Source organism: Vibrio nigripulchritudo ATCC 27043 (assembly GCF_000222685.1).
In the GTDB taxonomy this organism is placed as follows: Bacteria; Pseudomonadota; Gammaproteobacteria; order Enterobacterales; family Vibrionaceae; genus Vibrio; species Vibrio nigripulchritudo.
In genome coordinates this window covers 1-11,730 of the sequence record NZ_AFWJ01000268.1, presented here as the reverse complement: position 1 = coordinate 11,730, position 11,730 = coordinate 1, and the positions used below count along the sequence as shown (strand labels likewise).

The 11,730-nt window shown below is 40.9% G+C and carries 6 protein-coding genes; 5 read left to right on the top strand and 1 reads right to left on the bottom strand.

Going from position 1 to position 11,730, the window contains the following annotated elements:
* Positions 1–7: 7 nt before the first annotated feature.
* Positions 8–3,565: an FG-GAP repeat domain-containing protein gene (locus RH89_RS19060; protein WP_004405511.1), complete on the bottom strand. Its 3,558-nt coding sequence runs from the start codon at positions 3,563–3,565 to the stop codon at positions 8–10.
* A gap of 324 nt (positions 3,566–3,889) precedes the next feature.
* On the opposite strand from RH89_RS19060, the gene RH89_RS19055 reads away from it, so the two are divergent.
* The 5 genes from RH89_RS19055 to RH89_RS19035 all read left to right on the top strand — a co-directional run bounded on the left by RH89_RS19055 (position 3,890) and on the right by RH89_RS19035 (position 11,430).
* On the top strand, positions 3,890–4,780 hold the full coding sequence (locus RH89_RS19055; protein WP_004405510.1) for an N-acetylmuramidase family protein: 891 nt from the start codon (positions 3,890–3,892) through the stop codon (positions 4,778–4,780).
* A gap of 166 nt (positions 4,781–4,946) precedes the next feature.
* On the top strand, positions 4,947–5,720 hold the full coding sequence (locus tag RH89_RS19050) for a lamin tail domain-containing protein (RefSeq protein WP_004405509.1): 774 nt from the start codon (positions 4,947–4,949) through the stop codon (positions 5,718–5,720).
* 49 nt (positions 5,721–5,769) lie between these two features.
* Positions 5,770–6,726 carry a hypothetical protein gene (locus RH89_RS19045; protein WP_004405508.1) on the top strand — a complete coding sequence of 319 codons (957 nt, stop codon included), beginning with the start codon at positions 5,770–5,772 and terminating at the stop codon, positions 6,724–6,726.
* Positions 6,727–7,068: 342 nt separating this feature from the next.
* Complete coding sequence (locus RH89_RS19040) at positions 7,069–9,576, top strand: AAA family ATPase (protein ID WP_004405507.1); 2,508 nt, start codon at positions 7,069–7,071, stop codon at positions 9,574–9,576.
* 12 nt (positions 9,577–9,588) lie between these two features.
* Positions 9,589–11,430 (top strand): hypothetical protein, encoded by a 1,842-nt coding sequence (locus RH89_RS19035; protein ID WP_004405505.1) that lies wholly within the window; start codon positions 9,589–9,591, stop codon positions 11,428–11,430.
* Positions 11,431–11,730 lie beyond the last annotated feature (300 nt).

The following is an 11,730-nucleotide window of genomic DNA, read 5'->3' as shown; positions in this document are numbered from 1 at the left end:
GTTAATGCTATGGGTTGATTTGGTACATAGCTTGCTCTGTGGAAACGAGCGCTTGCAGCCCTTTTTCGGGATGATTTCGTAGCTTAATACCATGGCTACTAGGTTCACCAATTAGCGGAGAGCTTCTCCATATTGAATCACCTTTGTGGTTAAGTTTTCTCAAATAATAAAGGTGAGATGCGCTCGAAACAAAGTGTGTGTATTCCTTTGTGGAGACAATAAAGCCTTGTTCATTAGGTTGCGAAGAAATAACCGCCACACCACTGATTTCAAAATTTAAAGAATAACTTTCTTTGAGAGTGAGGTGATTTACCTCAATCTCGAATACCAAAAGCTGATTACCCTTGCCAGTTGTCTGATCAGAAAAACACGCTATTTCCTTGCTACTGTCTGAGTCGTGGTTAAATACTAAAATATTTCGACAACCGAAATCAGAGAGGTTGTAAGTGGACTTTTTGATCATTGAACTTCCAGTTACTTTAAGAAGAGATAACTTGTGTCCATGTGAGACAATAATAGACCCAGAAATTGCATCGTACACTTCAAATTCACGAATTTGCTCACCACTCTGTGAATGCTGATAAGATGCAATGGTCCTATCGTTCGTTACATCGTATATCGTCATCGCAGTACCATGAGCTAACACAACTTCCTTCTTTCCATCCTGGTTAAAATCGGAAGCTTTCACAATAATATCACCGTTATCTCTTGCTACATCAGGAGAATTATTAACCAACTCACCATCTAGTTGGATTAGCTCTATCTGTGATACTGCATAATTAAATTTAGGTATAACGATTTCAGAATAGCCATCACTATCAAAGTCGGTGTGCACTGTATTGAGTAATGAATAACTAGTGTAGCTTGTTCCAGAGCTAAAGTTGACCTTGCCTTCAGAGCTTACTGTCGTAAATTTATCTCTAACATCACTATTGTCGTACTTACCAACCAAAAACAGCGCTTCTTCTTTAACAGGTGTAATGTTTGCCCACCCTACTGATCTAAATGCTGTCGAAGGCTTGACAATACTTGTATGTTTCAGCGTAGCACTGTTGCCAGAAATATCCGCACTAGCAAAACCTCTGAGTGAATAACTGTGGTTAGTCCCCCATAATAGCTCTAGATTACTGTCATTATCAAAATCACCAATAGTTAGAGAACTTGCGTCATATGGGCTAGAAGTAGGCAAGTGCCACACCTGAGAAAGAGTTCCACCTTCTAATTTGAATGCTTTTACGCCATCATATGAACAATTCATAACCAACAATTCGCTCACTCCGATCGTTGAATAAGATGTCTCTAAATCACATGGAGACAAGCTTTGAATAGACGAGAGACTGATTAAAGTATTCGTTACGGCAGAGTAAATAGAAAAGTTACTGAAATTGTCTCTTCCAACGATTTCATTCACACCGTCTTGGTTGAAATCTTCAATGATCATTCTATCTGCAGAAAATCGTCCATTGTAATTCCATTGAATCGCCCATGTAGAGGTGTCAATAACTAAACCGCTATTTAATATAAGTTCAGGTGACTGATCATTATCAACATTCGAATACACAAGCTGAGTTGTTCCTGCTACATCGATCTCCGCTATTATAGGGTTAGAAAAGTCATTCCAACTAAATGCAGAAAGCTTGGACCAATTCTCTTCCCAAGCATAATGTATGATGGCAACTTCCATCACACCATCATCATCCGTATCTGAAAATGCCGCCCTCAGTATTTTCTGAGGAGCTTCATACACGACCTTAGGTTTACTGGACAGCTCTTCTAAGGTAAGGATATTCTTTGAGGTAACTATTACTATTTCTTTTTTTAGATCATTATCAATATCTATATAGTGAACCTGCTCTATCCAAGCATTGTTTGGTAATTGATAAGGGTACATCCATTTTTGGTTGTATTGCCCATTATCATAACTATAAAGATAAAGCCCCCTACCATTATCTGTTGTTAGGAACTCATTTAAACCATCACCATCAAAATCATCGATAACAATAGAATTGTCTTTGTATGGGCTATACTCACCAGAACGAGCGATAGGCGCTGACTTGCCGCTATTTACCTTTAATTCCAAAACATACTCAGAGAATTGGTCACTAACTGACTTAAACGTAAATTCAAAAACTTGGACGGGAAATAAAAAGTCGGAATCGGAAGGTACAGTCCAAGAGACAACGCCATCGCTGCTGATTGTGGCACCGTCGGGTCCAGATTCCATACGGACTCTTTCTGAACCATTTGTATCTAAATCAAACAACGATACGCCAAATTGCAATTCATCCCCTTCAAAAACTTGTGCGGGTAGGTTTTCTGTTTTGATTACTGGCTTAGTGTCATTAAGGAAAACATATGCCCATTCACTGGTTATTGAACTCGTTCCATCAAAAATGACCGATTGAACTTTAACTTCATCACCATAAGCCGCCATATAGGCGGGAAGGGTATTGGTTATTTCTCCCTCAACCAACTCATCATTGATATACCATCGATAGCTCAGTTGTAAATTTTCCGCTGGTGTATCAGGGTCTGAAAATACCGAGCTTTCAACAATAATGGCGTTAGCTGTACTCACATTATATGACAGCAGTGAAGGCATACCCGTAAATGCGGGTGGCTGTGTCAATAGGTCAAGTGGATAGAGATCAACGGGTTGTGTCAAAGCGAACTGGAAACCATTCACTTTAGATAGGTGCGTACCTAATTCAAAAGAGCCATCACCGTCTAAATCTTTTTTATAGGTAAAGAATTTATCCGAAAACGAAAGCTGGATTTCAGTATCTGCTTTAAAGCTCAGAGAACCAACGTAGAAGCCATTGTACGAAGATTTTAGTCCTTGGGATGAAATCTTAACTTTCCCAGATTCGCTTAACCACACCGTACCTCTAACACCAAAAGTTGCCTGTGTATCGCGATTAGGAGCAATTGACGATTCTTCAAGTTCTACCTTGATATTTCTTCCGTCTTTGTAAGAATACAAAAGATGACTTTTTATCGCATCTTCATGCCCACCACTATCAAACTCAGAGGAATGTATTTGGGTGTACCCCGTTACTTTCACTCCATCAATATCTAGCTCGTCAAAATAATAGCTTTTTTGCTTATAACTCTCAGAAGATAATGCCAGCACTCCTGAAACCTTCATCCAATGCAATGATGAAGTCACACAATTATTGAAATCCAATGACATAACTCTTATGCCTTGCTCATTCCATTTAGAGTGAACATCAACAAAGCCAGAGACGCCACAGGTAAATGACTTACCAGCGACATCCTTTAAAGAAAGAAAATTACGAATTTGGTCATCACTAAAAATGTGACGATATTCCGGCAATAGCGAAGCAACTGAAGCCTGCCCTACAACAGTTTCATTTAGTTGCACCACATTTGATTTTCCGGCATACCCATGCTCAACCAAGCTGTACGCGGCTTTTTTAAGCTCTTCAGGGGTATGTTGAGTTGCGTTTGTTAGGGTTTTAGAGGCTTGTGAAATCTCTTCTGTTTTTTCTGCTCTGAAGTTGACGAACCTGAATCGTTTGAGCCAGATCCACCGCCTCCACACGCAGTAAGAAGAACCGCAATCCCTAGCACTGACGAAGCTTTTAATTGACGAAGCATACAATTCCTTTGATTTGTTATTTAGGCTTTAGCCTGCTGTTTTTTTTGGAATGAACATATCATATTTATTCATTCTGATTATCACTAAGAATTTGCACTAAGTCGTATTTATAGAATTATTATCGCTTACTCTAAAGCCATAATTTCTATAACTTCCTTAAAGCTGATTTCACTGTTCTGGCGGGTTTCCCCCTCCATTCCACCAAGTTTTCTTCACCAGATCTCAGATACCGTAATGAAGACGAAATTACGCATTCAGGAGCAAACAATGAAAGACCTTCCTTTAACGTCTTCGGTGGGCACACTTGGTGAAAACTTAGCGGAAGATGTACTTGTGATTCAAAAAGCACTGAACGAAGCCAGTGACAAAATTGGGCTGGATGAAACTCTGGTTGAAGATGGCATCATTGGTGATGACTTCGACACCTCCAAAACCTGCCAAGCCATCAAGAAGATGCAAGCCAGTATTCTGGGCTTTAAAAACCCCGACGGTCGTATCGACTGCAACGGCAAAAGCCACAAAGCGTTGGCAGAAGCGGCTTCCGATGAACTGGGCTTTGCGCCAAGCCTGTTTTTACCTCGGATAAAGCCTGAAGTGAGCTTGTCTGAAGAAGACTTTGAAAAAGCGGCTGAATCGCTGGACTGCGATGTTGCAGCGGTGAAAGCGGTGTCTGAAGTGGAATCAGCAGGCAGTGGTTTCTTTGCCAGTGGTCCTCCGTGCATCTTGTTCGAAGCGCACATTTTCTCTAAATGCAGCGACCGCCAGTTTGATGAATCTCACCCCGAGATTTCATCTCGCAAGTGGGATCGTTCACTTTATGTCGGCGGAGAAAAGGAATACGAGCGCTTGCAAAACGCAATGGCACTTAACCGCAAAGCGGCACTGATGTCGGCATCTTATGGACGCTACCAGATCATGGGCTTCAACCATCAGGCAGCAGGGTATGACGATGTCGAAACCTTTGTTCGCGAGATGTTTCTTGCCGAACGCTTCCACCTGTTTGCCTTTGTGAATTTCATTAAGGCAGATTCGCGCTTACACACCGCCATTCAGAAACTGGACTGGGCGACCTTTGCCCGCTACTACAACGGTCCGGCGTACGCCGAGAACCGCTACGACGAAAAACTGCTTGCCGCGTACGACAAACACGCAGGCTGATAAAACCATGAGAACCCCTTGGCAGAGTCAACCTCTGCCTTTTTTCTCCCCTTCTTTACCTATAAGCCACATCGTTAATTTCCCTGAATTCTTCCTCGCTCTGACAGGGATGCAGCAGCAGAGATGCCTCAAAATAACCAAAACACAAACGCAAAAGGAAAATAACGTGGCACTGACGATTCAATACATTCAGGAACAATTGAAAACCCTTCTTGAAAGCAGGCTGGCGAACACTCTGACCAAACCACAACTCGACGAGCTATGGGAAGACTTAAACCGAATTCAGGAAACCAGTCAAGTAGAAATTGGGGCGCTCGACTTCAAAGGGCAGACCGATCATCTGGACGAATACATCGACATTGTTAACCGGGGCGGGCTGGCAATTGACCTCACCAGTTGGAAAATTCTGGCGGGTTCACCGGATCAGGAATTTGAATTTCCAGAAGGTTCAGTTCTGGCACCATATGGCAAAATTCGTGTGGCGACGTCTGGCGATTCTGAATTCAGTTTTCAGTCCGACAAACCCATCTGGAACAACCATGGCGATACCGCAACCCTACTCAACCCACATGGTCAAAGCGTGTCGACCTTAGCGTATGGTGGTGACGCCTACCCTGACGTGCTTATCACCAACATTTATTTTGACGGGGAAGAAAAGCACACCGAAGGCGACGAATATGTGGAAATTTCCAACGTTTCAGACAACACAGTAGACATCGGAGCCTGGCGAGTGGAATCTGTGCGCAACCAGACGACTTTCACCTTTCCAGAAGGCATCCGATTGCAGGCGCAATCCTCCGTCAAGGTGTTCACAAACAAAGAACACTTAAACGAAGGCGAATTCAGTTTTTGCAGCCCAAGAGCGATTTGGAATAACGAGCAAGGTCACTGCAAGCTGTTCGATTACCTCGACCACGAAGTGGGATCTTATCAGTACTAGATATCCTCGCCTCAAGCTCAATAACAACGCATCAAATTAGGTTTTCCTCGTGCAGAGCAGACAAGTAAAGACAAAAACGAATGACTCCAGCCTTCAACCTGACAGCGACTTACAGCTCCTTGTCAGCGACGGATGTCTTTTACTGCACTACGTTGCCCGGCACGGGGACCTTTCTATCGACGCCAACATCGCGCAGGGCATCGCCCAAGCCAACGCCAAACTCGGCACCAAATACTGGAACACAGAAGACGAAATCCAGTTGCTGCACAGTTTTGATCGGCTGGCAAAACAGGTGTATCCCGTTACGGTTGAAAGCATCAAAGCCGTCGTCCCCAGTGCCAGCGATGGCAAAGTCACCTTTACTGGCGCAACGAGAGTCATTACCTGGTATCGGCGCTACACGGTGATGACCTTAATCTGCTTACTGGCGATTCAGATGTTCTACCTGTTCGGACATTCGCTAACCCAGACTTTGGCAGACTCCCTTCCCCAAGCCACGTTTCCCTTAAGTCAGGATCTTGAAGCCAATTATCAGCTTTTAAAGAAATGGAACTGGATATGGATGCTGGGGCAGGAATTTCAGTTCGACCTGCCAATACCCAATGAAGCAACCAACCAGTTAGAACTGGAATATCAAGCCAACCTTATTGCGGCGCAGTCTGTTCTGCAAATGCTACAAAACTACGTATTGCCATTGCTCTACGGCTTACTAGGGGCGTTTATTTTTGTGCTCAGAAGTTTGCTTCAGCAAGTCAGAAACCTCACGTACACCGCCAGCCGCGAAGTGGGCTACCGGCTCAGACTAACGTTAGGCTGCCTTGCCGGAATGATTACAGGCTGGTTATTAAAACCAGAAATGGGGGATATGACCCTTTCCCCTATGGCATTAGCATTTTTGGCAGGCTACAGCATTGAAGTGATGTTTACCCTGCTGGATCGCCTGATTGATGGCATTAGAAAGAATACGGAAGTGGTGAGTTCTTCATCTGGGGGGCGGAAGTCTTAAAGCTCCCAATTCGATGCTGTGTGGACGAAGATAAAACAACATTTAAGAGTAAGAGTTGTCCCCGTGCATCATATTTTGTATTTGAGTAGAAATTGCTCTTTGGTAGTAAATGAATACCTTCTCATGGACTCATACAAGCATAAACTATCAAATTACGAATAAATTCACGCGATACGTGACACAGATGTTCCAATGCATTGAATCACCTATATATGAACAATTTTTTCACTAATCAGCTCAACATTTTGAAATGAAACAAAGTTTATATTCGCTTTAAATCCGAGATAGAGTGTAAGATGCTTGAAGTTAAATCAGATTTAATCGATTGGTTAGGTACATACAATGCAGGAACGAAAAGCTCTCAATAAACTGGTTGTTATAAAATCCACACAATTAAATGAAAACCAAGGATTTGTAACCCCGATATTAAGCATCTCTGACAATGAGGAATTTACCCCGGTAATTAAGCAAGATTACCCTCAAGATATCTTAGTTTCGAAGGGATACCCATATATCGATACTAACTATGAAACAGACGAACTCTTCATTCTAAAGTCCCACAACTTAGATGAAGAAAAATCACTTCAAAGTGGCTCTCCTCGATATTGGGCTCGCGATGAAGCAGCCTTTTCTGATCTAACTCCAAGTACTTTGTTACCGATAGTATCGGTTTCACTACCAAGCAAAGAAAACGGTATCTTACCGGCAGGAATTACCCCACCTTCTAGACCATTTTTTATTCTAGACGACGGTTTCCTTTACGGACCTCTCACTAGCAGCCAAACAGATGACGATAGATATATTGTGGAGCCATATGTGCATCCAAGTTTATCTTTCGGCAAGGGTTATATAGGAAGATTTCCCGCAAACAGTATTACTAATTGCTTAGTTGAGACAAGGATCAACGATGAATCAATGCTATTTGTATCCTCATTCAAACAACTTTCCTCGCATCGAATCGAGAAAAGCAGTATTGACTATGTTTCAGATGACCAACTGATCAAAATAGTAAACCAACTCGGCTTTGGTAAGCAGACCAAGGGATTAGGAAAAAAAGAAGCCGAGCGACTGCAGCAAATAATTACTGACAGCGAAAAGGCAAATAAATTTGGTAAGTCTGATGAACGACTGGAACGTCTAAAAGGTCTATTAGATAGATATTTAAGTGAAGCAGACATAGGCTTTGAGCTCGTAAAAAACTATCTAGAAAGTAACTCTGGTCAATCATTTCTGAACGAATATGTTGAAGTTAACAAGTCCACACTTTTGAGCGATTTTATTGACAAAGTTAAAGCAGATGCAAAAGCAGAAGAGAAAAAGATTCAACAGAAATTACAAGAACAAAAGTCTCTGATTGCGGCAAAAGAGCAAGAGATAGCACAAATCGTTGAAACTGTTGCTCAAAAACGCAGAGATGCGCAAGACAAAATTGCAAGAATCGCCGCTGAGACTGAAGATGAAGTTAGACAAACTTTAAAATTGAAACAACAAGAGCTGAGTGAAAATATTTCATCTCTAGAGGATAAACAAGATTCACTTGATAAGGAGATAAAAGAAAAGCTTGGTCGACTAGAGCTAGTTAATGAAATTGAGGCACTAAAAAATGATTGTAACTACTACGAACAGCATTCCAAAAGACTCGAATCTACAGTAAAAGGCTTCGAAGCTACACTAAAAAACAATGACACTGAAGAGCTAGCAAAAAAAATTGGCGAGATGGAAGCCATTAATAGGGTTTTAAGTGGTAAATCAGCTTCAGTATCCAAACCAGCTCAACAGTATTGTCCCATTATATACAGCCAATCTGAACCAGACACAGCCGAACAAGTTGTAGATTCCATTGTCTCTCATTTCGCTCAAGACAATGGGAGAACATTTAGCAAAGAAGAGATGACAAACCTTATCGTTTCGGTAAATCAATCGTTCCTTACAATATTGTCAGGTCCTCCTGGTACAGGTAAAACATCAACTGCAACACGCCTTGCAAAAGCATTACATTTAGGCAGTAGCAAGGGAGATCAGAATTTCTTGTATGTACCTGTTGGTCGAGGATGGGTATCAAGTAGAGATACGCTAGGTTTTTATAACTCACTTAAAGATGTTTACCAAGAGTCTAGAACTGGACTGTATAGTTTTCTTTCTAGGCAAGAATCCAAAGATTGCGATGCTCTAAAGCTAATCCTTTTGGACGAAGCTAATTTATCAAGCATGGAGCACTACTGGTCTGACTTCCTTGCTTTATGTGATCTAGAGAACTTAAATCGTCCAATAGATACGGGGATCCCTCATGAAAGCCACCGGTTCCTCGAAATCGGTGACAATACAAGATTTATTGCAACAATTAACAATGATGCTACTACAGAGAAATTATCTCCTAGACTCATTGACCGAGTCCCAGTAATTACTTTGGATTCACCTGACGATAAAATAGTAGAGGCAACTAGCTTAACACTTGATGGCTCAATCAAAGCATCAAAGCTGCGGAAATTATTTGTTCCAGAGTATGCAGAGCTATCTAAAGCCGACGAATCTATTCTTGCTAAAATAATCGATACATTGAGTACTCGTGATCCTTCATTCGGAAAGTCCATTCCGATAAGCAGGCGGAAAGTAAACGCGATTACAAGTTATTGTGATGTCGCAGGCCAGATGATTGGCTCAGAAGCTGCCATGGACTTCGCTATTCAGCAGCATATTCTTCCACATATTGAAGGATATGGAGCTTCATTTAGAAAACGTTTGGAACAACTACTGACTATTGTAAACAAAACTTACCCACGTTCAGCATCTCAGATAGAGAGAATTCTGGCAAGTGGTAATGAATTTACAGGTTCATACTCATATTTCTAGGGGTAGACGAACATGCATTTAGAGCTACACATCAAGTCAGGTAGTAGATCAGGAGAAGTTATTCGTTTGAATGAGGTTGGCTCAATAGTAGAGCCAGCTTCATGGATAAGAGAGAATGAAGCAATAGAGTTAGTTTTAAGTGCTCCATCAGATTTTCAAAGAGCTACTCTAAATCTCTATGACCATAGGATTCCTGCAACTTACGTAGACTATGACGAAAACCGCGTAATTTTTATTTGGAAACCCCAACGGCTTAAAAGCCGATCGTTAGAATGCTTGTTTATAAACTACTTTGGGCTAGCAGAGCTATCTGTTGAACTTGAAGATGAAAATGAAAGCAAAATAGTCAAAAGCTTTGCTCCATTGGAAGTCTTTGCATCAAAAATTAATGCTAAAAATGTGGAGGACATGCTCTCCTATCTGGCTACTTTAGGAGACGAACAACTTCATTCTCTTTTTCAAACAACAAAGCATGGAGCCGGATTTAAGGAAGGTTCAACTTCTCCTAATGGTAGCTTGGAGAGGCTTGAGAAAACTATTGATAAGCTATCATTTCTATTTCAAAATTTGTTTGCAAAGCCTATAACTAAACTTTTACCAGAGCACCGTGTCTTGCAAGCGTCAGGGGAAGAGAGTTTGGATGATAGCGCTTTAGGCTGGTTGTTAGACAACCTTTCTGTTGTTGAAGAAGTCGATGATATAGATCGTGCACACTTCGAGTTCGACAGTAGGATGTATAAAGCTCATTCAATTCAAGTGCCAGAACTAAAAGAAAACTCCAACGTATATGAAAACCAAGTAATTCATGGTTTCATCGTAACTCTTTTAAATGAAGCAGATAAGCAACTTTCAAACTACAATAAATCCGACTCTTTAAAATCAACATTTAATGAGCAAATGCCAGAAGGCTACTCTTCTTTCTTTACTCAAGTAAATCGATTCAAAAAAGTGCTTCTTGGCAACCAAATAGAGCGTTGTTTACGGGCAATAGATCGCTTGAAGTTTCTGAAACACAGTTTAGACAAGTCCATTCCAGTGACCAACTATGTTCTTGATCGACCAATATTGACTCAAAAAGCAGAGGCTCAACAAAGCTATAGAGGCGTTTTTATTGAATATATTAACTGGTTTGAAAAAAGTAGTCCGGATTGGTCTGTTTACCAAAATCTATTGGCTATAAAAAGCATTCCAGCGTTATTTGAGGCTTACTCTTATTATAGAATAGGTGAATCTCTGAACAATATTTTAAACCCTATAAGACGTCCTAATTCGAATAGCACATTCATGCACGACATAGACGGGAATGAAATTACTTTGGTCAGAGAACCTATATATTGGATGCCCAAAAACTCTCGTTCAAATGAGAGCTTATATATCAACTCTGAAGGGAAAGTGATAAGGCAAGGGAAAGTAAAACCTCGCTCTAGTCATGGTAAATATTCACATAGAAGCCCTGATGTCGTAATTGAAGTAAGAAAGGAAAATGAATCTTCCAAACTAATAATACTTGATGCAAAATATACATATCCAAACTTGGCCTTTTCGAAGTATCTACCTGATTGCACATTGAAATATGTTCATGGAATACATAATAGGACAAACAATGACATTTTAGTTTGCTCTATGACCATTGTACATCCAGTTGGGAATGAGGATAAATCACTTCAAAGTTTCCATGCATTTGATTACAGTATTGAAGGAAAAATGCCAGTATCACCGTCTCTGCAAACTTTTGGGATTAAATTAGGTGTTTCACAAGATTCTGATAACCTAACAGAAACTTTAAAGCTTTTGTTAAAGCATGCTGGTGCTACCATACCCGAGAACCTCCAACTTCCCTTGTTTACAGGTTAGCCCAATTGAGAGAGGGCAGTATTGATATTCCTACTACGATATCGCCCTTCTTTCTTTAAAAATTAATACAGTTCAGAAATATGAATTCAAATCATTAACTTCAAAATCACTTCATTACAAAGTCGGCTTGAGCAGCTATCATCTCAAACCAGAAGCTGTATGAATCTACCGAAACTCAATTTTAACCAAAATTTTATAATGGTTATATCCTTTTACCAACCTCCCCCACTTTTGCCTTCTCTGCTGCTTCTTCAATAAATGTCTTTGCCAGCTTTATCAGCATTTCTTTGTTTTTGTCTG